General features: G+C 67.2%; 19 protein-coding genes, 1 tRNA gene and 1 pseudogene. 8 read left to right on the top strand and 13 right to left on the bottom strand.

Annotation, left to right across the window (positions count from 1 at the left end; genetic code table 11):
- Positions 1-108: 108 nt before the first annotated feature.
- Both BJ998_RS24995 and BJ998_RS24990 read left to right on the top strand, forming a co-directional pair.
- A complete protein-coding gene (locus tag BJ998_RS24995; protein WP_184865363.1) occupies positions 109-963 on the top strand; it encodes a thioredoxin-like domain-containing protein in 855 nt (284 codons plus the stop codon).
- The gene (locus tag BJ998_RS24990) at positions 963-1700 is read left to right on the top strand and encodes a DUF305 domain-containing protein (RefSeq protein ID WP_184865362.1); all 738 of its coding nucleotides are present in this window, start codon (positions 963-965) and stop codon (positions 1698-1700) included. The genes BJ998_RS24995 and BJ998_RS24990 overlap by 1 nt, the downstream gene beginning before the upstream one ends.
- A 232-nt stretch (positions 1701-1932) precedes the next feature.
- Here BJ998_RS24990 and BJ998_RS24985 read toward each other — a convergent pair whose 3' ends face one another.
- Both BJ998_RS24985 and BJ998_RS24980 read right to left on the bottom strand, forming a co-directional pair.
- A complete protein-coding gene (locus BJ998_RS24985; RefSeq protein ID WP_184868915.1) occupies positions 1933-3117 on the bottom strand; it encodes an ROK family transcriptional regulator in 1185 nt (394 codons plus the stop codon).
- 97 nt (positions 3118-3214) lie between these two features.
- On the bottom strand, positions 3215-3511 hold the full coding sequence (locus BJ998_RS24980) for a hypothetical protein (protein ID WP_184865361.1): 297 nt from the start codon (positions 3509-3511) through the stop codon (positions 3215-3217).
- 117 nt (positions 3512-3628) lie between these two features.
- Between BJ998_RS24980 and BJ998_RS24975 the strand changes: the two genes are divergently transcribed.
- A complete protein-coding gene (locus BJ998_RS24975; protein ID WP_184865360.1) occupies positions 3629-5044 on the top strand; it encodes an APC family permease in 1416 nt (471 codons plus the stop codon).
- On the opposite strand, the gene BJ998_RS24970 is transcribed toward BJ998_RS24975, so the two are convergent.
- The 3 genes from BJ998_RS24970 to BJ998_RS24960 all read right to left on the bottom strand — a co-directional run bounded on the left by BJ998_RS24970 (position 5019) and on the right by BJ998_RS24960 (position 7250).
- Positions 5019-5438: an SsgA family sporulation/cell division regulator gene (locus tag BJ998_RS24970; RefSeq protein WP_184865359.1), complete on the bottom strand. Its 420-nt coding sequence runs from the start codon at positions 5436-5438 to the stop codon at positions 5019-5021. The genes BJ998_RS24975 and BJ998_RS24970 overlap by 26 nt on opposite strands.
- Before the next feature lie 108 nt (positions 5439-5546).
- The gene (locus BJ998_RS24965; protein ID WP_184865358.1) at positions 5547-6449 is read right to left on the bottom strand and encodes a cation diffusion facilitator family transporter; all 903 of its coding nucleotides are present in this window, start codon (positions 6447-6449) and stop codon (positions 5547-5549) included.
- 69 nt (positions 6450-6518) lie between these two features.
- Complete coding sequence (locus BJ998_RS24960) at positions 6519-7250, bottom strand: alpha/beta fold hydrolase (RefSeq protein WP_184865357.1); 732 nt, start codon at positions 7248-7250, stop codon at positions 6519-6521.
- A 67-nt stretch (positions 7251-7317) separates the two neighbouring features.
- Between BJ998_RS24960 and BJ998_RS24955 the strand changes: the two genes are divergently transcribed.
- Positions 7318-7389: transfer RNA gene (locus tag BJ998_RS24955), tRNA-Arg, on the top strand.
- 297 nt (positions 7390-7686) lie between these two features.
- Positions 7687-8394 (top strand): annotated as a pseudogene (locus tag BJ998_RS49235) (DUF6531 domain-containing protein).
- A 429-nt stretch (positions 8395-8823) separates the two neighbouring features.
- Here the strand turns inward: BJ998_RS49235 and BJ998_RS24945 are convergent.
- Positions 8824-9957: an IS701 family transposase gene (locus BJ998_RS24945; RefSeq protein ID WP_184860707.1), complete on the bottom strand. Its 1134-nt coding sequence runs from the start codon at positions 9955-9957 to the stop codon at positions 8824-8826.
- Between the two features lie 113 nt (positions 9958-10070).
- On the opposite strand from BJ998_RS24945, the gene BJ998_RS24940 reads away from it, so the two are divergent.
- Positions 10071-11207 carry an IS701 family transposase gene (locus tag BJ998_RS24940; protein WP_425558971.1) on the top strand — a complete coding sequence of 379 codons (1137 nt, stop codon included), beginning with the start codon at positions 10071-10073 and terminating at the stop codon, positions 11205-11207.
- Between the two features lie 345 nt (positions 11208-11552).
- Here BJ998_RS24940 and BJ998_RS24935 read toward each other — a convergent pair whose 3' ends face one another.
- Positions 11553-12686 carry an IS701 family transposase gene (locus BJ998_RS24935; protein ID WP_184860707.1) on the bottom strand — a complete coding sequence of 378 codons (1134 nt, stop codon included), beginning with the start codon at positions 12684-12686 and terminating at the stop codon, positions 11553-11555.
- Between the two features lie 96 nt (positions 12687-12782).
- On the opposite strand from BJ998_RS24935, the gene BJ998_RS24930 reads away from it, so the two are divergent.
- Positions 12783-13600 (top strand): IS5 family transposase gene (locus BJ998_RS24930; RefSeq protein ID WP_184857770.1). Its coding sequence is split into 2 segments (ribosomal slippage): positions 12783-13125 and positions 13125-13600, totalling 819 coding nucleotides; the frame shifts between segments, so codons are not numbered across the junction.
- Between the two features lie 30 nt (positions 13601-13630).
- Here BJ998_RS24930 and BJ998_RS24925 read toward each other — a convergent pair.
- From BJ998_RS24925 to BJ998_RS24915, 3 genes are all read right to left on the bottom strand, one after another.
- Positions 13631-13789: a hypothetical protein gene (locus BJ998_RS24925; RefSeq protein WP_184869232.1), complete on the bottom strand. Its 159-nt coding sequence runs from the start codon at positions 13787-13789 to the stop codon at positions 13631-13633.
- On the bottom strand, positions 13786-13986 hold the full coding sequence (locus tag BJ998_RS24920; protein WP_184865353.1) for a hypothetical protein: 201 nt from the start codon (positions 13984-13986) through the stop codon (positions 13786-13788). The genes BJ998_RS24925 and BJ998_RS24920 overlap by 4 nt, the downstream gene beginning before the upstream one ends.
- A 404-nt stretch (positions 13987-14390) precedes the next feature.
- On the bottom strand, positions 14391-14612 hold the full coding sequence (locus BJ998_RS24915; RefSeq protein WP_184865351.1) for a hypothetical protein: 222 nt from the start codon (positions 14610-14612) through the stop codon (positions 14391-14393).
- 149 nt (positions 14613-14761) lie between these two features.
- Here BJ998_RS24915 and BJ998_RS24910 point away from each other — a divergent pair, with 149 nt between their 5' ends.
- Positions 14762-15742: a DNA-binding transcriptional response regulator gene (locus BJ998_RS24910; protein WP_184865350.1), complete on the top strand. Its 981-nt coding sequence runs from the start codon at positions 14762-14764 to the stop codon at positions 15740-15742.
- Between the two features lie 4 nt (positions 15743-15746).
- Here BJ998_RS24910 and BJ998_RS24905 read toward each other — a convergent pair whose 3' ends face one another.
- The 3 genes from BJ998_RS24905 to BJ998_RS24895 are packed head-to-tail and all read right to left on the bottom strand — an operon-like array spanning position 15747 to position 25200.
- Positions 15747-18233 carry an ATP-binding protein gene (locus BJ998_RS24905; protein ID WP_184865348.1) on the bottom strand — a complete coding sequence of 829 codons (2487 nt, stop codon included), beginning with the start codon at positions 18231-18233 and terminating at the stop codon, positions 15747-15749.
- Positions 18218-21571 (bottom strand): phospholipase D-like domain-containing protein, encoded by a 3354-nt coding sequence (locus BJ998_RS24900; RefSeq protein WP_184865346.1) that lies wholly within the window; start codon positions 21569-21571, stop codon positions 18218-18220. The genes BJ998_RS24905 and BJ998_RS24900 overlap by 16 nt, the downstream gene beginning before the upstream one ends.
- On the bottom strand, positions 21571-25200 hold the full coding sequence (locus BJ998_RS24895; RefSeq protein WP_184865344.1) for an AAA domain-containing protein: 3630 nt from the start codon (positions 25198-25200) through the stop codon (positions 21571-21573). The genes BJ998_RS24900 and BJ998_RS24895 overlap by 1 nt, the downstream gene beginning before the upstream one ends.
- Positions 25201-25442 lie beyond the last annotated feature (242 nt).

Genomic DNA, 25442 nt, shown 5'->3' with positions numbered 1-25442 from the left:
GCCGCATGGGCCCGTCCGGGTCTGACGGAATTCTCATGCCCGGTCCCTACACTGGCCGCCGAAGGTCTGGACCGATGTGGTCCAGCTCACGATGCCAAGGGCGGGGAGATGGCCGGCGGGAAGAAGAAGGGCGGCGCCAAGAACGTCGTCAACGCGGCGCGCGGACAGGTGGTGGCCGGCAAGGGCAAGCCCTGGGGCACCATCATCGCCGTCGTCGTCGTGCTGGTGCTGGCCGTCGGCGTGTTCGGCTACGCCTACGCGAAGATCAGCGCCCAGAACGCCGCGCAGGCGGCGCTCGCGCAGTGGCAGCCCAGCGACAGCAACAAGGACCCGTCCACCAAGATCCCGGGCATCGTGATCAAGGACTACAAGTCCGGCCAGCACGTGCAGCCCACCCAGCGGGTGGCCTACGACCAGTCGCCGCCGTTCGGCGGGCCGCACGACGGCTTCTGGGCCGACTGCCAGGGCATCGTCTACAAGACCGCGGTGCGCAACGAGAACATGGTGCACGCGCTGGAGCACGGCACCGTGTGGATCGCCTACAACCCGGACAAGGTCAAGGGCGCCGACCTGGACACGCTCAAGGCCAAGGTCAACGGCAAGCAGTTCATGATGCTGTCGCCGTACCCGGGCCTGGACAAGGCGGTCTCCCTGCAGTCCTGGGGCCACCAGCTGAAGGTGGACAGCGTCGGCGACTCCCGCATCGACGAGTTCATCTCCGCGCTGCGCACCAACCAGTACGAGTACCCCGAGGTCGGCGCCAGCTGTGACGCCCTCGGCCCGGGCCAGTTCGACCCGAACAACCCGCCGCCGTTCGACCCGTCCAAGCCGGGTCCGGACGCCGTGCCGATGTCCGGCACCGGCGCGCAGGACGCCACCAACGAGCAGCAGCCCGGCATGCCGCCCGCCTCCGGCGCTCCGTCGGGTTCCACGGCCCCGACCACCACCTCGCCGTCCAGCTGATGGCCGAGACCGAGGAACTCGACGAGGTCGCGGAGGAGGAGCTGCCCACCGGGCCGGTCTCCGCGACCACGCGGGTGCTGGTGCTGACCGCCGCCGCCGTCGCCATCCTGCTGCTCGGCGCCGCCGTCGGGCTGCTGATCAAGCTGCCCGGCAGCGGCGCCGCGGCGAACAACCCCGGCCCCGGCTCGATCGAGGTCGGCTTCGCCCAGGACATGGGCGTGCACCACCTGCAGGCCGTGACCATGGCCAACTGGGCCCGCGACCACACGCAGGACCCGCAGATCCGGCAGCTGGCCTTCGACATCGAGTCCACGCAGCTGGACCAGGAGGGCCGGATGCGCGGCTGGCTCATGTTGTGGGGGCAGCCCGAGCAGTCCCCGACCGGGCGCTACATGGCGTGGATGGCCGGGCCCAGCGACGGCATGGCCGGGATGCCGGGCATGAACGGCAACCAGATGCCGGCCGACGGCGTCGACCACATGCCCGGCTACGCCACCAACGCGGAGATCTCCAAGCTGCAGTCCATGAGCGGGCCGGACATGGACACGTACTTCCTGCAGCTGATGCTCCGCCACCACCTCGGCGGCGCGCCGATGGCGCAGTTCGCCGCCGACCACTCGTCCGTCCCCGCGGTGCGGGTGCTGGCGGAGAACATCCTGAAGTCACAGAGCGCCGAGGTCGACCTGATCAAGCAGATGCTGGCGGCCAAGAACGCGCAGCCGCTGCCGATGAACTGACCGTTGCCAGGCAAGACGAAGGGGCTGTCCCGTTGGGACAGCCCCTTCGTGTCGTTCGGGAAGCGGCGAAAGCGGCGCGGCGACCGCTTCCCGAACGTGAGGTGACCTGACCCCCGTCTCGGCCTGCCTCGTTTCATCCCCTGTGCGACCCTTTTCCCTCCCGAGGAGGTGGCGCTTACGCTATGCCACCAAACTCGGGCTTGGGTTCCGCCAAACGAGTGAAACGGTTCAATTAAACATTCACACCGCTGCGCTGCGTCACCAAATTCTCGCCGCGCCGCTCGAAGACGATGTCCTGGGCCGCCCGCAGGCCGGTGGCGATCGCGCCGGTCAGCACCGCGTCCTCACCCAGCTCGCCGGGGGCGATTCGGGGCGACAGCGGGCTGATCTCGTGCATCGCCTTCTCCAGCGGCTCGATCAGCAGGTCCGTGTTCGAGCCGATGCCACCGACCAGCAGCACCAGCTCCGGGTCGATCACCGCCGACACCGAGGCCACCAGGAAGGCCAGCCTGGTCGCCTCCTGCTCGACCACCGCCAGCGCGCCGGGGTCGCCCTGCCGGGCCAGCTGGAACACCTCACGGGCCGTGCCGGCGTTGCGCACGCCCTGCTCCTTGGCCAGCTTCACCACCGAGTTCGCCGCGGCCGCCTGCTCCAGCATGCCCGGCGTGGCCGGGGTCCAGCCCTCGGAGTCGGTGTCCACCCAGCCGTACGGCAGGTAGCCCACCTCGCCGGCGGCCCCGTGCGCGCCGCGGAACAGCTGGCCGTCCACCACGATGCCCATGCCGATGCCGGTGCCCACGTTCACGCAGACGAAGACGTCGACGCCGCGCGCCGCGCCCTGGTCCCGCTCACCCACCGCGGCCAGGTTGGCGTCGTTCTCCACCAGCAGGTTCGGGCCGAGCACCGCCTCCAGCTCGTCCAGCAGGCCGCGACGGCCCCAGCCGGGCAGGTTCGGCGCGAGGTGCAGCATGCGGCCGCTGCGGTCCGGCACGCCCGGGCTGCCGACGACCGTCAGGACCACATCGGACAGTGCCATGCCGGCCTGCCCCACCACTCCGGTGGCCATGTCCTGCACCGTGCGAACCAACGCGCTGGCCGAACGACAGCGGTTGGGTTCGTCCACTTTGGCCACAACCGTGCCGGCCAGGTCGGCGACCGCCAGCCGGAGCCGGCCGCGGCCGATGTCGATGCCCAGCACGTGCCCGGCCGCAGGATCGGCCTCGTACAGCACCGCCGACCGACCGGGGCCGGCCGAGGTGCGGCCCGCCGGCCGAACCAGCCCGTCCTGCTCCAGGTCGAGCAGCGCCTGCCCGACCGTGGGCTTGGACAGACCGGTGTCCCTGGCCAGGCTCGGCCGGGTCGCGGCGCCGCCTCGTCGCAGCCGGTCCAGCACGATCCGCTGGTTGAGCTCCCGCATGCTCGCGGGCGTGCCGACCTGTGGCGCCCTCACACCGCCTGCCTCCGTGTCCAGGGGCCAAAGCCCCGCCGATCCCCCATAGTAGGAGGTCACGGGATCAGTGGGCGTGAGCAGCCATGGCGCGGCGCAGACCGGCGAACGTGGGATACACCGCCACCCCCGGATCGACCTGGGCCGTCCGGCCGAAGGACACCATGGTCCAGACCAACTCGCGCCCCTGGCCGGCCGTGTAGACGACCAGCCCGCAGCCCGCGCAACGGGCCACCGCGGCCACCGGCGTGACCGCGAGCGGATGGTCGTCGCCGACCGCCTCCGCCAGCTGTTTCTCCAGCGCCGTGCGCTGATCGGCGGACGCGAGCAGCCACGACTCCGGGAAGAGTCCGGACGGCGTCACGGGCCAAGTCTGACGCAAGATCAGGTCACGACTTCGACGGCAGTCACCGTCGGCGTGTTCCCCACCACACGGTCTTTATGTTAAGAACCTTTCCTAATTCGAGCCAGGGAGGTGGGCGTGGCTACGGACACGCAGAAGGGGCAGGCGGGCCTCGAACGGCGGATCGGGCCGTGGCAGGCCACCGCCATCAACATGACGCAGATGTGCGGCATCGGCCCGTTCCTGACGATCCCGTTCATGGTCGCGGACGTGAACGGCCCGCAGGCCGTGTTCGGCTGGATCATCGGCGCGATCATCGTGCTGGCCGACGGCCTGGTCTGGGCCGAGCTCGGCGCGGCGATGCCCGGCGCCGGCGGCACGTACATCTACCTGCGGGAGGCGTTCCAGTACCGGACCGGGCGGCTGATGCCGTTCCTGTTCGTGTGGACCGCGGTGCTGTTCATCCCGCTGATCATGTCCACCGGCGTCATCGGCCTCGTGCAGTACCTCGGCGTGCTGTGGCCGGCGGTGGTCGACGAGACCGGCAACGTCAACACGCTCGGACACATCGTCGGAGTGGTCGTCACCGGCCTGGTGATCGTGTTGCTGTACCGCAAGATCGGCGACGTCACCCGGCTCACCACGGTGTTCTTCGGCGTGATGCTGGTCAGCATCCTGGCCGTGATCATCGCCGCGTACAGCCACTTCCACGCCTCGATGGCGTTCGACTACGCGCCGGGCACCTTCGCGCTCGGCGGCCCGTTCTTCACCGGCCTGGGCGCGGGCCTCGTGCTCGCGGTGTACGACTACCTCGGCTACAGCACGAGCGCCTACCTCGGCGCCGAGGTGCGCGAGCCCGGCAAGACGCTGCCGCGGTCGATCATCCTGTCGATCGTCGGCATCATGGGCCTGTATTTGCTGCTGCAGATCGGCATCCTGGGCGTCGTGCCGTGGCAGGACGTGGCCAAGTCCTCGTCGGTGGCCACGCTGGCGGTGTCGACCGCGTGGGGCTCCGGAGTCGCGAACGTGATCACGGTGCTCATCGTGGTGACCGCCTTCGCGTCGGTGTTCGCGGGCCTGCTCGGCGGCTCCCGGGTGCCCTTCGAGGCCGCGCGGGACAAGCTGTTCCTGCCGGTGTTCGCCAAGCTGCACCCGAAGGGGCACTTCCCGACCGTCGGCCTGCTGGTGATGGGTGTGATCACCGCCATCGCCTCGCTGCTGCCGCTGACCGACGTGATCAACATGCTCACCGCGGTCATCGTGCTCGTGCAGTCCGTGGCCCAGATCGCCGCGCTGGTCGTGCTGCGGCGGCGGCAGCCGGGCCTGGTGCGGCCCTACAAGATGTGGCTGTACCCGGTGCCCGCGATCATCGCCCTGGTCGGCTGGGCGTTCCTCTACTACTCGGCCGGAACGCTGTCCATCCTGCTGTCCATCGGATGGGTGGTCGTCGGCGTGATCGCGTTCCTGATCTGGGCCCGGGCCGAGCAGGTGTGGCCGTTCGGGTCCAAGGAGATCAAGGAGGAGTTCCTCACGACATCGACGTCAGGCGCGTGAGCTCCGCGTCGATGTCCACCCACAGGTGCTCGTTGCCGGGCATGACGACCTCGTAGGTCTCGTCCAGGAACTCCGCGAGGTCCTCCGCCGGGGCCTCGAACACCGCCTGGCCCGACGGCGAGTGCAGCTCCACCACGACCATCTCCACGTCGCTGTCCGACGGCCTGATCCGGATGTCGCCCTCACCGGCGTCGCCGATCAGGCCGTCGGCCAGCAGGTCGCGGGCGAAGGCCCATTCGACGCAGTCGTCGCGGCCCGGCCGGAACGCCGCCACCACCGCGAACGGGTCCAGCGTGTCGTAGCGCAGCTCGACCTCAAGCGGCACCAGGAAGTCGTGTGCGGCCAGGAAGCCGAAGTCGACCCTCGCCGTGATCACCTTGCGGTCGTTGCCCATGTGGTCCATCCCCTTCGCTCTCTCACGTCTTCACCCGTGACAGAGGTGGGACGCAGCACCGGTGGGATACCCACGCGGTTTTCCCAGAAGACACCCGAACGGGTGCCGTCACCAACTCAGGTCACGGCACTTCGCGGTGGCGTCGCGGGGCTCGACCTGGACCGTGGCGTGCTCCAGCCGGTAGTCGTCGGCGAGCAGTTTCTGGGCCCTGACCAGCACGTCCGCCGGTTCAGCCCCGGGTGCGACCGCCAGGTGCGCCGAGGCCACCTCCATGCCCGATGTGAGTGTCCACACATGGACGTCATGAGCCTCCGTCACGCCGTCCAGGGCAGTGAGATCAACACGTAGCTGCTCGACGTCCACCCGTTCGGGCGCGTGCTGGAAGAGGATGCGCAGCGCCCTTTTGGCCAGGCCCCAGGTCCTGGGCAGGACGAACAGGCCGATGGCGACCGCGATGATCGGGTCCGCGTAGCGCCAGCCCGTGGTCAGCGTGACCAGACCGCTGATCAGGACGCCCATCGAGCCCACCAGGTCCGACAGCACTTCCAGGTAGGCGCCCCGGAGGTTCAGGCTCTCCTTCGCGCCGTCCCTGAGCAGGAGGAAGGCGGTCGCGTTGATCGCGATGCCGATGACCGCGGTGATGACGACCGGCAGGCCCGGCACCTCCGGTGGGGCCGCGAAGCGCTCGATCGCCTCGTACAGGACGTAGCCCGCGACCGCGAACAGCAGCACCGCGTTGGCCAGCGCCGCCAGCACCTCCGCTCGGTACATGCCGAAGGTTCGGTTCTGGTTCTGGTTGTTCCGGGCCGCGAGGAGCACCGCCGCCAGGGCCAGCCCGATGCCCACGACGTCCGTCAGCATGTGCGCCGCGTCCGAGATCAGGGCCAGGGAGCCCGTCGTGACGCCGATGGTCGTTTCCACCGCCAGGAACGTCGCGCCGAGGCCCAGGGCTGCCCACAGGCGTCCCACGTGCTGGCCCGAGGCGCTTCCGTGCCCGTGTCCGTGCCCCATCGCGCTCTGTCCCTTCCCGTCCGGTTCTTGAAACATATAGCGACATGCGCATAAGTTCAATACGGGGATCTATCTTTCCAGCGTGAACTCCGTGATCCAGCTCGCCACCAGCTCCGGGTGACTCCTGATCACCCAGTGCCCCGCCGGCGCCTTCTTGACCGTCAGGTCGTCACACCAGGGCTCCGCCGATGCCGTCAGCGCCGGCGTCACGTACCTGTCCCTCGTCGGCACGATCTGCAGCGTCCTGGTGGTTATGCGCCTCGGCTCGTGCTTCCGCCCGATGTTCGCCCGGTACAACGCCAGGCCGTTGCTCGGGAAGAACAGATCCGGCACCTTCGGGATCTTGAACGCCCCCATGTACCAGGACCTCGCCAGCTGGCTCAGCGTCTCCCTCGACGGGAAGTTGCGCCGGTACCAGTCGCTCGCGTGCCCCAGATCCGGCCCCGAGATCGCCGTGAACGACTCGAAGCTCCCCTCGGCCACCGCCCGCCACCCCTGCACCGCTCCCCAGTCGTGCCCCACCAGATGCACTGGCCCTTTTGTGGCCTCCGCCACACGCCTCAGATCGTCCGCCAACCTCTCGATCCCGAAGCCGCTCAGGTTCTTCGGCGCCTCCGACCCTCCCACCCCTCTCACGTCGTACCTCACCACCCTGAACCGGCTCCTCAGCTCCCTGACCAGCGGATCCCACACCTTCGCCGTGTCCGGAAACCCGTGCACCAGCAGCACCGTCGGGTTGCCCGCGTCCCCGTCCACGTAGACCGCCAGCCGCAGCCCATCCCCCGTGATCACCTCGTCCACCCGCCAAACGGTAGGCCGTGCAAACCCCTCCGCCCCGTGCTGTAAGCTTCTCCTCGTTGAGCAACGGGCCCCCGTAGCTCAGGGGATAGAGCACCGCCCTCCGGAGGCGGGTGCGCAGGTTCGAATCCTGCCGGGGGCACGCCTGATTCGCCTGATCCTGCTCGCGCTACGCGCTCGCCGGATCAGGCGTTTGTGTTTTCTGGGGCTCTCGCCCCAGACCCCAAGCCAGGAGGGCTTCGCCCCTGGACCCCTTCGGGCTCGTTACGCATCGCCCGGTTGGGGGCTTCGCTTCGCTCGCCCTGCTGCTGGGACTTGGGGGCGTCGCGGTGTGCCCATCGCTGTTCCTGCATGAAGGGGGCGTCCGTCGCTACTCTCGGCGGGAAGCAGAGCGAGAGGCGGGGGTCTCGTGAGCAAGATCAATGTTCATCCGGAGCACATGCGGCGGTCGGGTGGGAAGCTCAGCGAGTTCGGGGGGAAGCTCGCGGAGGGTGGACAGAAGCTGGAGACCGCGGGGCAGAACCTGGTCTCACACGCCAGCAGTGACCGATCCGGCATCGGCGCCGTGGTGGCCAAGGCCATGGGCAAGGGCGTACAGATCACCGGGAAGGTCTTCAGTGAAGGCGGCCGCGTAGTCGAAGGCGCCGGAAAACGCCTCCATACCAGCGCCGACCTCTATGACGAGGCGGACAGCAGCGGCGCCGGACTACTGAAGAAGCTGCATCCCGACACCAAGGGCAACACCGAACCGCACGGTGGTGGATCACGACGGTCGACACGCGTCGGCTCCGGTCGAGGCGGGCGCGGCGGACGCACTGCGCGGACGCACGTGGGCGACAACCCTCGCGCCCATGCAGTCCAGGACAGCAAGCGGACCGAGACCAAGGACCCGGTCGACCTCGCGACCGGCGAAGTTCTGCTGACACAAACCGACCTTGAGCTGCCCGGGATCCTGCCTCTGGTGTTGACGCGCACGCATCTGTCGTCCCACCGGGTCGGATAGTGCTTCGGCCTTACCTGGGCGTCCACACTGGACCAACGGCTGGAAATCGACGAGCACGGAGCGGTGTTCGTCGCCGCAGACGGAGTCCTGCTCGTCTACCCCGCACCGCCCGGGACGGAACACTCCGGCCGGAGGCCGCGGTGAAGGAGAAGGTGGCCCATGCGCGGTACGGCTCAGCGTGCGGCGTGAGGCGCCGCACGTGGTCGAGGCCGTCCTACTCCCACGGGTACTCTGAAGGCCGTTCCTGGAACCAGCGCTTCAGGCGGGGTGGGGGACCGGGCTTCGGCGTTGCCGGTCGCTCCTCGGACGCCACGTTCGTCTCTCCCCGAGGTTCTCTGCGCTACTGAGCGGTCATTGCTACTGCGTGGCTGCGTCGCCGGCCCTGACTATTCGCTTAGTACTGCAACGGCACTTAGGTCAGTGGGTAACCGCGCCGTTTGTAGTGGCTGAGACGGGCTTGATGTTGACGTCGCCGGCGCCAACACGACCAGGACCAGACGTGGTCGACGCTGGCTGCGGTCCGGAAGACCAGGTTGATCAACAGTCGCCTCACCTCCGGTAACGTGAAGCCGATCATGCCCGTGTCGCGGTCACTCGTTCCCCTTTGGCGACAAGGGATCGCGTGACGGCGAGCCAGGCATGAGCAAGCATCGACAGCGTGACGTGCGCGTACCAGGCACGCCAAGAACGAACCTGATAGTGATCCAACCCGGCTTCGTTCTTGGCCTGCTGGAAGCACTCCTCGATCCGCCACCGCGCCCCCGCGATCCATGCCAGGTCCACAACCGTGCACCGACGGGGCCCGTAGCAGACGTAGTATGCGATGTCGGTCGGGTCAGTGATCGACCGTCGCGCCAGCAGCCAATGCCCACGACCCGGCGCCCACAGCACCCGCAACGGCACCCGAGCCCATTCGTACTCGCGCGGCCCATGCGCCCCAGCTCCCACCGACAACCGGCGCCAGGCCCGCGCCGGCACCGCGGCGACCAGTTCGTCGGCACGGGCTTGGCGCATCGTCGTGGTAACCAGGGTGTCGTTGACCTTGGTGGCCAACACGTGCGGAAGATCGTGCTGCTCGAGCCAGACCCGCAGGTACTTGACCTGCCCGTACGCCTCGTCGGCGGTCACCCAGCCGAACGGCACGCCGGCGGCGACCGCGCGGTCGATCATCGCCATGGCCTGCCGAGGCTTGGTCACGAACTCGACCTCGTCGGGCACGTCGGCGGCACGACATCGATCCCGGTCACTCGTCCAGGACTCCGGCAGGTACAGCTCGCGGTCGATCAACGCGTGACCACGGGTCGAGGCATAGGCCAGGAACACGCCGACCTGGCAGTTCTCCGTCCGCCCGGCAGTGCCCGAGTACTGCCGCTGCACCCCGGCCGACCGGGTCCCCTTCTTCAGGAACCCGGTGTCGTCCACGATCAACACGCCGTCGCGCTCGCCCAACTGCTCCGCGACGTAGTCCCGCAGGTCGTCACGGACGCCGTCGACGTCCCAGTCCGCCCGCCGCAGCAGTCGTTGCATACCGTCCGGGCTGGTCTGGCCTGCGCGTTCGGCCAACGTCCAGCCGTTCTTCCGCTCCAGTCCCGCGGTCAGTCCGAGCAGGTACTCCCGAGACCGAGCACGCGGTTCAGACCGGGTGAACCGAGCACTGATCCGCGCGTGCACCCGGTCCAGCTCTGCGACCGCAACGTCAATCACCACGACGAACATGATCCACTACAACTCACACAAGTGCCGTTGCAGTATTAGTACGACAACGACAGGTTGTAATCTAGGTCCGGACTCTGGTAGTTGATCTTGTTGTGTTGGCGGAGATGGTGGCGGACTGGTCGGCGAGCTTCGAGGCGTTTCTGGGCCGGTTCGCCGGCAGGTTCCCCCGAGTGGAGTCGCGGCGCCGGATGCGCTGGTATGTCAAGGGATTGCTCGCCGAGATCGAGCGGAAGAACGGGTGGACGCTGGCCGAGGCCGCCGGGGATGCGGGGCCGGAAGGCATGCAGCGGTTGCTGAACTTCTACGCGTGGGACGCCGATGGCTTGCGTGACGACGTGCGTGCCGCGGTTGTGGAACGCATCGGTGACGGTGAGCAGGGGGTGCTCATCGTCGACGAGACCGGCTTTCTGAAGAAGGGTGCCCACTCCGCAGGAGTCGCACGGCAGTACTCGGGCACTGCCGGCCGGATCGAGAACTCGCAGATCGGGGTATTTCTGGCGTATGCCTCACCACGCGGTCGTGCGCTGATTGATCGGGAGTTGTATCTGCCCAAGGACTGGACCGATGATCGTGACCGGTGCCGGGCGGCTGGCATTGATGACGAGGTGGAGTTCGCGACCAAACAGGTGCTGGCCCGCCGGATGATCGAGCGTGCGCTCGCGACGGAGGTGCCGTTCGGATGGGTGACCGCCGACGAGTTGTACGGGCAGGACACGAAGTTCCGGCTGTGGTTGGAGACCGTGGACGTCCCGCATGTGGTGGCGGTGCCCAAGTCGGCGATGGTGGTGTCGATGCACTTGGCCAAGGTCCGGGTTGCGCGGATGATTGCGGACGTCGCGGACGCAGATTGGCAGCGGCTCAGCTGCGGGGACGGAGTTCGTGGCCCTCGGGTGTCGGACTGGACGGCGGTGGAGATCCGGCCGTTGCGCCGGCGGGGTTGGGGGCACTGGCTGCTGGCTCGGCGTTCGGTCAGCGATCCGACCGACATCGCCTACTACGTGTGTTTCGGGCCTGCCGATACCAGCTTGGCGGAGCTGGTTCGTGTCGCGGGCAGCCGCTGGGCGATCGAGGAGTGTTTCCAGACGGCGAAGAACGAGACCGGTCTGGATCACTACCAGGCGCGGGGTTACCAGGCGTGGTACCGGCACGTCACGCTGTCGATGACGGCGTTGGCGTTCCTGGTGATCACACGGCCAACCGTTGAAAAGGGGGCTCCGTTGCTGGCGATGGTCAGACCGTGATCCCGTTGTCGGTCAACGAGGTTCGCCGGTTATGGAACCGGGTCGTGGTCCGTTCCGCCCACACCGTCGATCACATCCTGCACTGGTCACGGTGGCGGTTGGTTAGCCAGGCCCGTGCCCGAGCTAGCCACCACCGGAGACAACATCACGACCTGTCGTTGTCGTATTAGTACTGCAACGGCACTTAGGTCAGTGGGTAACCGCGCCGTTTGTAGTGGCTGAGACGGGCTTGATGTTGACGTCGCCGGCGCCAACACGACCAGGACCAGACGTGGTCGACGCTGGCTGCGGTCCGGAAGACCAGGTTGATCAACAGTCGCCTCACCTCCGGTAACGTGAAGCCGATCATGCCCGTGTCGCGGTCACTCGTTCCCCTTTTGCGACAAGGGATCGCGTGACGGCGAGCCAGGCATGAGCAAGCATCGACAGCGTGACGTGCGCGTACCAGGCACGCCAAGAACGAACCTGATAGTGATCCAACCCGGCTTCGTTCTTGGCCTGCTGGAAGCACTCCTCGATCCGCCACCGCGCCCCCGCGATCCATGCCAGGTCCACAACCGTGCACCGACGGGGCCCGTAGCAGACGTAGTATGCGATGTCGGTCGGGTCAGTGATCGACCGTCGCGCCAGCAGCCAATGCCCACGACCCGGCGCCCACAGCACCCGCAACGGCACCCGAGCCCATTCGTACTCGCGCGGCCCATGCGCCCCAGCTCCCACCGACAACCGGCGCCAGGCCCGCGCCGGCACCGCGGCGACCAGTTCGTCGGCACGGGCTTGGCGCATCGTCGTGGTAACCAGGGTGTCGTTGACCTTGGTGGCCAACACGTGCGGAAGATCGTGCTGCTCGAGCCAGACCCGCAGGTACTTGACCTGCCCGTACGCCTCGTCGGCGGTCACCCAGCCGAACGGCACGCCGGCGGCGACCGCGCGGTCGATCATCGCCATGGCCTGCCGAGGCTTGGTCACGAACTCGACCTCGTCGGGCACGTCGGCGGCACGACATCGATCCCGGTCACTCGTCCAGGACTCCGGCAGGTACAGCTCGCGGTCGATCAACGCGTGACCACGGGTCGAGGCATAGGCCAGGAACACGCCGACCTGGCAGTTCTCCGTCCGCCCGGCAGTGCCCGAGTACTGCCGCTGCACCCCGGCCGACCGGGTCCCCTTCTTCAGGAACCCGGTGTCGTCCACGATCAACACGCCGTCGCGCTCGCCCAACTGCTCCGCGACGTAGTCCCGCAGGTCGTCACGGACGCCGTCGACATCCCAGTCCGCCCGCCGCAGCAGTCGTTGCATACCGTCCGGGCTGGTCTGGCCTGCGCGTTCGGCCAACGTCCAGCCGTTCTTCCGCTCCAGTCCCGCGGTCAGTCCGAGCAGGTACTCCCGAGACCGAGCACGCGGTTCAGACCGGGTGAACCGAGCACTGATCCGCGCGTGCACCCGGTCCAGCTCTGCGACCGCAACGTCAATCACCACGACGAACATGATCCACTACAACTCACACAAGTGCCGTTGCAGTATTAGAGCTCGTCTCACGTGGATCTTGCTCGGCCGCTGCCATGATCAGACGTTGTGACGGATGCGTTGTCGCAGCGGCTGGTGCCCGACGAGTTGTGGGCACTGGTCGCGCCGTTGGTCCCACAGTTCACGCCGCGTCGGCAGGGCGGTGGGACGACGCCGGTGGACGACCGGGCGGTGTTCACCGCGATCGTGTTCGTGTTGACCAGCGGCTGCGCCTGGCGGCATCTACCGCCGTCGTTCGGGGTCACAGTGCCGACCGCGCACCGCAGGTTCACCGAGTGGACCAAAGCGGGCCTGTGGCCACGGGTGCATCGGGCGGTCTTGGACGAGTTGGGCGGCCAGGGCTTGATCGATTGGTCGCGGGTGGTGGTGGACGCGGCGGCGGTGCGGGCGAAAAAGGGGGATCGTTGACCGGTCCGAGCCCGGTCGATCGAGGCAAGCCGGGCTCGAAGATCCACGCGCTGTCCGACCGGGCCGGTCTGCCGTTGTCGGTGGCGGTGTCGGCGGCCAACACCAACGACGCCTACGGGCTCAAACCGTTGGTGCGGGCGATCCCCGCAGTGAAGTCGCGGCGTGGTCCCCGTCGGCGCAAGCCGGCGAAGTTGCACGCGGACAAGGCCTACGACATCAAGGAGTTACGGGCGTGGGTACGCGAGCAGGGGATCGCGGTGCGGATCGCCCGCAAAGACACTGAGTCCAGCGCGCGGCTGGGTCGGCACCGGTGGGTCATCGAACGCACGATCGCCTGGTTGTTCGGGTACCGCCGACTCGCGATGCGGTACGAGCGCAAGGCGAACCACTTCTGCGCGTTCCTGACGTTGGCGGCGGCCTTGACTTGCTTCAAGAGGCTCGCCAAGGCCGCCACGTAAGACACCCTCTTAGTCTCGGAGCGGTGGCGCTTAAGCGCGGTTGAGGAGTTCGACGACCAGCAGAAGCGCCAGCGGTGGACAGTCGGCGACCGCGATGGCGAGCACGCTCAGTTCGGGTGCCAAGGCGATGTTGGCGCACTGCACCCACAGCGACGGGTCACGCCGAGCCGGGGACGGCGTGGTGCTCATCGCAGGGCACCTCCGACCGCACGCAGCTCGTTGGTCTGGTGGCGGGCGGCGCAGACGAACACCTGCGAGCCGGTAGCTGATCGGCCGAGCGGCACACACGGGGCATGGATGCGGAGGTAGTTAACTCCGCAGTCGACGCAGGCCAGGCGGTCGGCCTGCAACGGCGTCAGGCCGGTGATGATCTTCTCGGTGTTCATCGGCCGCCTGTCGGGCGGAGGCGTCAGACGACGCCGAGGGTGGAAGAAACCAGCAGTTCACGGCGGGTATGGGTTCGTGTGGATCGAGCCCGGGTCGTGCCGGGGGCACTCACTTGGCTAAGTCTTTCAGCAGGTCAGCCGCAGTCCATCAGGGAATCGAGGCGTGGCGTGCACCTTGGCTGCGCTGCGCAGGATTCGCTGCAGACCGCTGACGCCGTGTCGGTCCTGACGGCGGCGTTGCCGCGCCGGCACAAGCCGCCGGGAGCTGGCCTGTTCCCTGACAGTCCGTCAGGGTGATTGCCCGAGCTCGGCCTCCAACGTTTTCGACGAGTAAGCCGGGTGAGGCGAGTCGGGCGGCTGGTCGGGGTGCCCGGTACATGGCCGAAAGCCGGCCTTCCCCGGCTTCACCGCTCCTGCCCGATCTTCTCCAGTTCGAGCAAGTCGCGGCGCACGGCTTCGGGCATGGCCGCGAAGACGCAACGCCACACGATCTCCGCCACCCACGGCAGGGCCGTGGCGGCCACAGCGAGGCCGTAGAGCCACGGCGTACCGGTCGTGACTGCAGCGGTGACGAGTGCGCCGGCGGGAACCCCGGCTGCGATGCGGTTCGTCGGGAGTTTTCTCATGCCACAAGGAGACCCGGGGTCCGATGACACCACTAATAGGTCGCCTGATGACCTTCCAGTGACCACCAGGGCCGTTGTTACCGCGTTGCCATGTGGATTGTCATCACGGTGTCATCGTGCCTGGTTGCCGACCTGGGTAGCGTTGCGAGGTGGATGGTTTAACGACGGACGAGACCAGCGGCATCCGGGTGAGAATCCTCGGCCGCCCGACGATCTTTCGGGCGGACGGCTCTTCACTGGAACTGACGCCGCTTCACGGCAGTCTGCTCGCCGCGCTCGCACTCGCCGGACCGCGCGGACGTTCGAAACTATGGTTGATGAATCACCTCTGGACGACGGGCACCGACCCCAACGCCTTGTCGCAGGCGGCCCTCCGGCTCCGTAAACACGCCCCCGTCCCGAAGCCCGCCGCCGGCGCCCCCTACGTGCTGGACCTTCCTACTTCCTCGATCGACGCCCTGGTGTTCCGCGACTCGGTCCTGTCCCTGTCCGCAACAGAGCCGACCGAGCGGTTCGACGAGCTGCTCCAGATGTGGGACAGCAACCCCTGGGAGGAGTACTCCCGTCTGCCGGCCAGCTGCTGGCGGGATATCAAAGAAGCACGCGATCGGCTGGTCACAAGGGTGCGCGGGTTGACGGACCCCGAACGGGCAAGCCTGTCTTCCTGGAACGGGTTCTGCGATATCTTCCACACCGAAGCCGCCCGATGGCGCGGTGAACCGCAGCGGCCAGTCGTGAAGCGCAAGCGGGTACTGATCGTGGACGACCTCATCGCGAAGTCCCTTGAGGATGTGCTGAGGGGAGAGTTCGAGTGCGACCTGATCACCTCGATCGGGGAGTGGACCCGCAGGCTGGCAGCGGGGCACCCGCTGGATCACGACTGCGCCCTGGTCGACCTTCACCTGGATGAGGGCATGGTCGACGGGCACGGACGACTCGTCCTCGAAGACCTGCGGCGGTTGCGTCCGGAGATGCCCACCGCGCTGATGTCCGCCGAACTGCCCTTCGAAGACCTGGAGAGCCTGAAGCGGTCGCTAGGAGTCCGCAACGTGATCCCGAAGCACAACGACCAGAAAGGACCGATGATTCCGCTACGCGATCTCGTCCGCAAGCTCATCGCGGACGGCTGACCACTCACTCGGCCAAGGGCAACCAGACGCGCAGGTGCGCGCCTCCTAGACTGGACGGAGCCGCGACGCGCTCCAGCTTTCCGTTGCACGCCTCGAGGTTGAGCGCCGCGTGCCGAAGCCCCTCGCCGCCACGCATTCCCATCTCTCGCCGTTGATTGTCCAGCAGGCTCACGTCGGCCTTGCCGAACCCCGGCCCGCTGTCCTCCACGTCGAGCACGACGAACCGCCCGGTGAGGTTGTCCTCGTACCGGATGACGATGCGCATCTTCCGGTCTTTCGCACCAACGGACTGCATCGCCTGCACCGCGTTGTGGCTCAGATCGACGAGTGCGAGCTGGACGAGCAGTCGCATGGCGACCACGTTGGTCAGCACCCCGGCCTCGTTGACGATGTCGATCGTCAGGTGGTTCGCCTTACGCTGCCCGTCAGCCACTTCGTCGAGCAACACGGCGATGTCGAACGTGGTCAGCCTCAGTAGCGCGTCGAGGTCACCGTTCTCAATGGCTGTGTGCTGGGCCATAAGTTTGTTGTGTGCGTCGATCTGATGCACCAGCCGGTTGCGTTCCGATGGCGTCAGGTCGTCCCGCTTGAGCTCCGCGGTGAGCTGCATGAGAGCGTACTCATAGCCGGCGCGGACGTGCTTGTTCTGTCGCTGGGTGCGATTCCGTAGGGCCAGCTCGGCACGTTCCTCGACCTCGTCCCGATTGGCGTGGAACCGCTTCAGCGCCTCGACCGTGCGCAGCACCAGCAGATCTCCGCCGAGGAGCATGACCAGGCCCTGGCCTGACAGGACCACCTCGTCCTCCTCGAGGGTCGCGAGCCCGATTGTGTCGACGCGCTGGAGCGCCGCTCCGACATTCAGGCGCGCGACCGGGAAGTCGTGGAGCCGACCGGTCTGGTCCTCGTGTTCCTGCATCACGGCCATGGTCATATCGTCGAGCTCCTCGTCAAGCAGATCGCGTCGCACGCGTTCGCTGCCGAGTCTGGCCGCTCTGTTGAGCAACGCGCCGTAAACCACCTGAGCCGCGAGATCGTCGTTGAGCAGTGCGAAGACGGCGTCGAACAAGGACTGCTTGACCGAACTGCTCTCCCGCAGCTTCTCCAGGTCGTCCAGGGTCAACGGGCCCGGCCGCGGCACCGTGTCGGCGATGATCCGCACGATCGCGTGCAGCACAACGGGAAGCGCACCCGTCTCGAACAGGACCATTTCCGGCACCTCGGCGGCGGCCCGCAATCCGAGCAGGTCGAACATCCAGCACAGGGACGCCCGTGCCTCGGCACTGTCACCCAGGTCCTCGTCCGCGTCGACGACCAGCTCGAACGGGAGCCGGTCGCAGATGCGGCGCAGCAGATTGATCCGGCGCCACTCGGCCGTACGAGGCTTGTTCGTGGCATCCGGTTCCACGAGCAGGAAGAGAAAATGCGGATCCAGCAGCTGCGACCCGTCAGGCGCCTGGTACCCATGGCCGACCGTCGGCAGCCAGAGCTGCACAGCTGAGCCGCCAGCTGGGGGTTGGGGTCCGATATGGACGGGCAGCTTCCTTGGCAGGGCCAACCAGGGCAGGCGCGGATCCGTCGCCCCGCGCAAATCGACCTCGAAGCCTGCTCCCACGCGGCGAGCTGGGTGCCGGAACTGCATGTCCGTAATCAGGCCGTCGATGGCGTCGCCCAGCTGCTCCGCCGTCCTGCTGTCGAGATTCTCGAACGCCTCGTGCATGGCCCGCACGAGTCTCAGCCCGGCCTCGTCTTCCGCGGCGGGGCGGTGCTGATCGAAGTCGGCCGGAGCCGCCGCGACGTCGACGAACCAGCGCAGCACCTCGTCGTTCGCGGACTGCGCGTAGTCCCACAGCCCGACCCCGGCGACCGCTGTCGGACCGAGCCAGGGCTCCGGTTCGCTGACCTGCGTGGCGATCTGCTCAGCTGCCGTGTACATCCCTGCCTGTAGGCAGGCAAGCACCGTCTTACGCCGCACTGGTTCCAGGTCCGGCAGCAGTCGCTCGATCACGGCACGGCGCTCGCCGCTCGCCTTCCGCAGGGCGTTTCCGAACTCGTCGAGGGCCTGGACCGCGTCCGTCTTGCGAACGTTGAGTAGGCTCGCCCAGTCCACGGACGGTCCTGGGATTCCCAGTGCTGCGGCACTGGTGTTCAGCTGATGCTCCTTCAACAGCAACGTGTTGCGGGCCGAGGCGATCGCGTTGTCGAGCCGATGGCCGAGAGCCGTCCGTTGCGCCTCGGAGAGTTCCTTGTCCTCGCTGGACAGGAGTAGGCGGCAGGCGTGGAATTCACCCTCGTCGAGCAGCTGGTGGAAGCCCTGCGCGACATCGGTCGTCGGTGCAGCCAGATCCCCCAACAGCGCTTCGGCAGCCGAGATCGGGTCGACCGCGTCCGCCGTTGTGACGAGGGCGAACAACCTGGGCCGAGACCAGGACTGCCGCAGTCCACCCACGACGGCCTGCAGGTAGTTCGGCTCGCTCGTCATGCCCTTCCCCACTCCGCGATCTCCCTGATGGCGGACAGTGCGTACTCGGTGAGGTGCCGCTCCGGGGCTCGTTGATCAGCCAGCTCGACATGAAGCTCGGGCCACAGCTTCGTCACCTCCGCCACCAATGGCCGCACGACGTCGTGCTGGCGCTCCGAACCTGGGTCCGCCTGCTGCGCCGTCAAGATCACTAACTGCTGGGCTGCTTCCCTGAGCGTTTCCAACCGGTTGATGTATACCCTGCGCTTGTCCGCGACGATGTTGCTGTTCCTGAGCATGCCCGCGACCTCTTTCGTAGTCGTGTCGACGAGGTCGGGGAGATCACCGAGCTCGGGCCGCCCCGCCCATCTAGCGACTTCCTTCGCGTCGCGGGACTCGATGGCCGTGCGCAGGCCACCGAAGAAGCCGTTGTGGTGAAACAGGTGACCGTGGGTCTTCAACCCGGACTCGAAGTTGAACGTCATCGCCTCGGCCTGGCTGAACGCGGCGGACAAGTGCTCCCACGCTTTGACCCGCTCGGTTTCCCTCTTCCGGAGCGCGGCCCATCGGCGCACCACCTTGAGCACACCGGGACTGTCCGCCTCAGCCGACTCCTCGGCGAGCACAGCGGCCAGCTGCTTCCAGCAAGGTGCCACGCCGGTGTCAGCCAGATATGCGAGCACCTCACGCAATTGATAAGCGACGGCCGACGGAACTCCCTGGTCCTGCTCAACAGGCCAGGCGAGCAACTGCGCGGAGCTGAACGCGATAAGCGCCGCGGACGCGGACGCCGACTCCGACAGTTCGAGCGCCGCACTCTCCACCGCCTGGGCCACCCCTGCTGTGCCGCTGAGCGCCGCCGCGGTCGCCATCGACAGCGGGAGCGCCGACCAGGGGACCGCTCGGCGGAGCAGCCAGGCTTCGGGGAACCGCTTGCTCGACCACAGCTCGTCGACCAGCCACAGCGACCACTTGCGCACCCTGTCGTCCGGCGCGGCCAGCCCTCCTCGGACGACCAGGGCGGCGGCGATTTGGAGCACGTCGCCTGAGACCCCCGCGTCGACGAGCTCCTCGAGCACCCGGTCCGCACCAACGGTGCGAACCGCCTCAGCGACCAGCCGGGCACGACCACTCACGTCGGTCGCCGGACAGCCGTCCAGCGCCACCACGAGGTCCGAGCGATTGCTCACCGGCGGCGCGGACTCGATCTTCGAGCGCGACCGCGGCACGGCCTGAGCGCCGAGCAGCTGTGCGACCTGTCCGGCGAACGCGCTACCCGAGATGCGCAACCCCAGCTCCACCGGAGGCTTCCGGCTCGCGGGCCCGCGGTAAAAGCCCTCGTGGGACAGGAAGTCGAAATTGCTGATCACGACGTCGTCGTCACTGATGAGAGCGCGGAAGTTCGACTGAACCTGGTGCAGCGCGAACCGCGAGTTCGACGTCCTGACCAGACCACTGAGCAGGTCCACCATCTGTCTCGCCTCGCGATGGGGGTACTGGTAAAAGACGTCACCGCGCACACCGACGTCGAGCTGCTCCTGAAGTAGGCTCGCGAGCCTACGGCTGCTCGCGGTCGTGGTCAGTCGCTGGCTGGCGATGACCACCTGACGCTTCGCCGCTCGGATCCCGTCCCACAGCGCGTCCCGGTGCGCGCTGTCCTCCACCAGCGTTACCGAAGGCAGACGGCGGAGGGCGAGCACGTTGCGCGCCTCGTCGAGGCAACGTCCCCAGGCCTGAGCCCAGGCGCGGACCACCGCATCGGAGGCCGCCACGTCCTGTTCCAGTTCCGTGGGGAGATCAGACCAGGAGACGTGGTCGGCCTGTTCAGGGCGAGACTCGTCCGCCGTCTCGAAGTCCCTGCCGCGGCAAAGGACTGCGGACGCCGTGCGGCTGTCCGGCATCGTTCGCCGCACCCACCTCAGCATCGCCTCGATTGGCTCGCAGTCCTGGTGGCCGGGGTTGGTGATCACCACGCCGAGCGGGTTCGACTCGCTGTTCGCCCGGCCGAGGTAGGGAAAGGAGCCCAGCAGCGCCGCGCGGTTGTCCGCGACGACCGCGTTGACGTTGATCTTGGCTGGGCGGCTGGACATCACGACCGCCGAGGCGCCCAGGTGCTGCGCCACCGCGTGCAGCTTGAGCTCCTCGAACACGCGCTGCACTTGGGGGTCGATCACGGCGAAGTGATCGCGGCCCCAGAGTAGGACGATCTGGGCGCCTCGTCCGATCGCTTCGCGCAACGGTGTCAGCAGTTCGACCAGACCGTCGTAGTGCAGGACGGAGGCGATGAGAACGACCTGGCGGTGCGCGGTCCCGATGACCTCGTGTACAGCCTTCCGGTAATCCGTCACCGACTGCACGGCCTCGGCCTTGGCCTCGCCCTCGATCCGCTCCTCGATCTGCCTCCTAATCGTCTCTACGCTCTCCACGAGCTGGCTGTGCAGCGATGTCCGCGTTCCCGCCAGCGCGGTGACCGCGTCCACGAGCAGCCGCTCCAGGAGACCGATGTTGTGGTCGAGCGTCGGGGGATCGGAAAGGGACGTGCTCACCGCCGCGAGCAATCTGCGGGAGAAGGTGTGATTCGGGCGTTGCTCCACGAATGCCGTCAGCAGCCGGCCCGCTCGCTCGCACTGCGCGGGCGTGCGGCCCGCGCTCGGCGGCACGACGACCCTGATCTCATCGTTGTTCGGATGACGGTGGACGGTCACGTCGATCGGGTACCACGCCCTGCCGGGCACGGCTGGCCGATCGTGGTCGGGGACCAGCCGGGTTTCCATGACCCTGACGTCACGACCACGATGTCGCGCCGCGTTCCGGTCCTGGGCGGCCTGCTGTTGCTCGACGAGGCACTCCCGGACCGCCTTGAGGACCGCGCCGCCGCTAACCCCGAGCGTGCTAGCGTCGAACATCGCGTCCACCGGGACCTTGAGCTGGTCGTCCGGCGGCACGGGGACGCCGGTCCGGCCGGTCAGGTGGCCGCTCACACGATCCAGCCAGACTTCGAAGTCCTCCATCTTGAACTCGCCGCTGCCCAGCACTTGGCTGCCGTTGGCGCTGAAGGCGTCGACCGCGGCCTGGGTCGGGGCGACCATCGCGTGCTGGAGGTCCAGCGTGATGTGCCCTCGACGCCAAAGGTCGAAGATCAGCTCCAGCGTCACCCTCCCTCCGAGGCTGAACAGGTTGACAAGCTTGTTCAGCCCGACACCCGTCTTGCGCTCGATCGCAGAGCTTTCCATCTCGGCAGTCCGCTTCTGCCACAGCTCGACGATCGCGCGGAGGACCGCGCTCTCGATACGCGACAGCTCACCGCCGTATCCGAGGCGAGCACGAACCAACACCGACTCGTAGGGCGCGAAGACGCGAAGAGTGGGCATCAGGCCTCCACGAAGTCAGCGGCCTTGCGCACGATCCCGTGCTTCTCGACCAAGGTGCAGATGTCTGCCCACATCGGCCCGCCGTTGTATTGGAAATGCCGGAACGAGCCGACCAGCACCAGGTGCTCACGAGCGCGCGAGAACAACACGTTGACGAGCTCCGGCTCGTGGAGGTGCCCGATGTTGCGCCACGGCTGCTCAACAGGGCCCCGCTTCTGGTTGCGGACGAGCGAGACGACCACGACGTTCGCTTCCCTGCCTTGAAACGCGTGGATCGTCGACGCGTACGGCTTCAGGTCGGGTCGCGTGCGCAGGAGCTCCAGCTGAAGCCGATAGGGCGAGAGGACGGCAACCGGATGGTCGCCGTAGCCATCCTGTTTCGGCACCGGCCGTGGGCGAAGTGACGCGAGCAACTGCTCGATGATCTGCACCTCACCCGCGTTGCGCCAGGCGGATTCTTCCTCGCACAACGGGGAATCAGTGGTGTCGATCCAGACGACGGCGTGCCGGGCGAGGCCCGCCGGCGCATGCAGAATTCCGTTGTCATCGCGTCCGGTCTCCAGGAGGCCCGGGCGGTTGATGTCCGTGTGCTCGCCGGGTTTCGTCGGCGTCACCGGGTAGAACATCCGGCTGACGATTTGGCTGATGGCGTCACGCATGCGGTACTGGGTGCGCATGGTGTGCCGCGGCCGGGGCACGGCCGGGTCAGCGGCTCCCTCGAACATCTGCCCGAAGAGATCGAATACAGCCAGGTAAGCGTCTTTCCGTTGGCCGTGCAGCTGAAGGTCGACGATCGACGACGACGCGCATTCGTCGAGAAAGTCGACGATCTCCCGCCTCCGGTGCGCGGGGAGCTGCCGGTGGTCACCGACCACCGCCCAGCGGGTGCCGCGCGCCAGGGGGATGGCGAGTTCAGTCGGCCAGGCCTTGGCGGCCTCCTCGATCACCACCCAGTCGAAGAGGTCAGTGGACGCGGACTGGGTCAACAGTGCCGGAGTCGCGGAGGAACAGGTAGCGAACACCAGGTTGGCGGATCGGTGCAGGCGGTCTATCAGCTCGGGAAGACCGTCGCGCACTATCGCCGGCCACTGCGCCAACAGTGACCGGGTGTGGTCATCGGCGTTCACCAGTAGCTGCTCGGTGCGTTCGACGATCTCCTGTTGTCTGCGCTCCGCGAGGTCATTGATGAGGAACGGCCGGACGAGCTCGTCGACCTTGTCCGAACTCCACTCGGTAGTCGCACGGACCGCGACCACGTCGGTCGCGGAGGTCGCAGGCTGGTCATCTTCACCTACCATGCCCAGCTTGCGAAGGAGCCGCTCGGCGATGTTGTCAAGCGCGAAGTTCGACTGGGTGGACACCAGGACCCTGCTACCCGGCTCCGCCTTGAGGTACGCCAAGATCGCCTCGGCGGTGACCTCGGTCTTCCCCGTTCCTGGTGGTCCCTGCAAGGCGAACAGCGGTTCGATCTTGCTCATCGCCTCGGCGACCTGCGTGGTGGTGCTCCGCTTGGTCAAGCGCGGCATTTCGACTGCCCTCGGAGTGGCCAGTTGCTGCACCAGTACCCGGTTCGCAAGCAACTCGGCTCGCGCGTCCTCCTGCCTGCGCAAGGCGACCCATGAGCCGGAGTCCTCAGCCAGCGTGATCCAACCGCGGCTCGGCACGGATCTGGTCTGATGCCCTGCGGCGACCTCGACCGTGTCGTTGTGCCCTCCCACACACTCCAGGCTGATCGCCACCCGGCGGGCGGGCACGCCGTCGTCGTCGGCGCGTAGCAACACGGTGGTGATTCCGCTATTGCTGCGCGCCGCATGGAAGAAGTCGCCCATGTTTGGCCGCAAGGACGCTGTACCCGCGAACACGGTGGCCATCGCCGAGCTGAACCGCCAGCGCCGGTCGCGCTCCTCGTCGAAGCGCAGCACAACGCGATCGCGTTCGCCCGCGCCGTCCGCGATGTACGGGTACTGGCGCGCCTCCAGCTCGGTTCGCTGGAACTGCAACAACCAGTCGAAGGCATGGGAGAACTCGCGTTCGGCCTTCGTCTGCGGCGCCGCGTCGTAAACGGCTTCGAACAGGGGCCGCCACGACGGACTGGCCTCGAGCTTCTCCTGCATCTCCTGTTTGTCGATGTCCGACGGCACGATGTGGACCGAAGGTACCCACCGCCGCTTGCTGGCGCGCTCGACCGCGATCTTCAGGCGATGCCCACGTCCGGTGTCGAGTCCCAGCACAAACGCGATCACCAGGCCCCGGTCATCGGGCGCACCTCGACGGTTGAAACCGATGACCGGCTCGTACGGCCGGCAGAACCACGCCATGTTGCGACCGAGAAAGACATGGTCCGCGGCGCGCCTCTTCTCGGGGTCGTTGCCGGGCACGAACGGTTCAGCACCATTCGGCAGGTGCAGGAACCGAGCATTCTTCAAGTCCGCCCTGATGAACTCGCTCGTCTCCTCCTTGCCCTCGGGAGTCATCGGATCAAGATCCACGAGCTCCCATTTCAGCAGAGTGTCGCGACATTCCTCGGGCATGAATATCAGTAGGTGGGGACCGCTCGGAGCGGAGGCTGAGTCCGATACGAGGTGCTCGTAGTGGTCGGATATCCGGCTGACGACGTCGGCCGCACTCGGCCTTCCCGTGGGTTTGTCCCAGGAAAGCATATCCCGCAGCAGAACTGCGAGTGGGCCGGGCAAACTCTTGACGGCGTCGCGCATATAGGTGTTGATGGCGCGATTCGCGGCCAGCAAACCGTCGAGCTCCGGCGTGTCACCCGAGATCGCGGACGTGACCGCCCGCAGAAGTTCCGCCGGAATGGCCCCGGTGAACCACTCCGCGGCGACCATACCCAGGCTGTAGATGTCAGAGCGGTGATCTTCGAGCCTCGCTCCCTCATTGAGCAGAAACTCGAGCCGCTCGCGGGAGAAGTAGGCAAGCGCGTCGGCTCCTTGCCCGACGATGAGCTTCCTGGCCTGCTCGGCCCGCTCCCCCGCGTCGCGCAGGGACGACCTGAGCAGGTTCGACACCAGGCTGCTCATCTCGAACCTGGCGAGGATCAACTGCTCCTCGTTCTGCGACGCGGTGTACTCGATGGTTCCCGGCCAGATGTTGCGGTGCACGATGCCCATGTCGTGGAGGATCGCCAGCGCGTCGGCGAGGCTCATCAGGTGCGCGACCGCCTTCGACGGACTTGCTTTCAGCGCGTCGATGATCTCCGTGAGGCCTGCCCGCGTGTTGTCCCCGGCGGCCGCCGCGTCGTACATCCCGTCGCTTCGGCGCGTCACGACGAACGCGCATCCGCTCACGGAGTAAGGGCTGGTCACTGATTTCTCGACAGTTCCGCCGTCTACCATCTGCGGCAGCGCGGGATGACCGAGTGACGCGACTCTCTGCAGCACCCGCACTTCTTGCCGCCATAAACCTTCGCCAAGGCCGTCAACACCCACATAAAGTTGCAGTGTCACCGATGTGGCTGTGGCTCTCTCGACCAGGTCATAGCGATACAGAGCATCGGCGAGCAACTCGATCCCTTTGACCTGAGCACCACCGCCGGGGGCTCGGTACGAGCCGTGGGGAGTCACGTCGCCACAGAACAACGCGGTAACCATGGCATCGATTTCAGCGAGCGACATCGGTCTCCAGGGTGATACGGCGGCGGTGCCTCGGTAGTGTACTGCGATCGTTTCTCGTGGCGGGTCTGTCCCATGAACGGTGTTCGACGTTGTTGATCAGTAGGCCTCGCCGGCGGGCCGGCGGTCACCGAAGGCGTTGAGTATGGAGTTTCCCTGCGCATCGTGCGCCGGGGGTGACCTGTTACGCTGGGATCGAGGCTGCGGATGGCAAGGCAGCTTGAGCTCCTCGAACTCATCGGGAG

This window comes from Kutzneria kofuensis, from assembly GCF_014203355.1.
Taxonomy (GTDB): domain Bacteria; phylum Actinomycetota; class Actinomycetes; order Mycobacteriales; family Pseudonocardiaceae; genus Kutzneria; species Kutzneria kofuensis.
The sequence above is the reverse complement of the archived record's forward strand: the minus strand, read 5'-3'. Positions and strand labels throughout refer to the sequence as shown.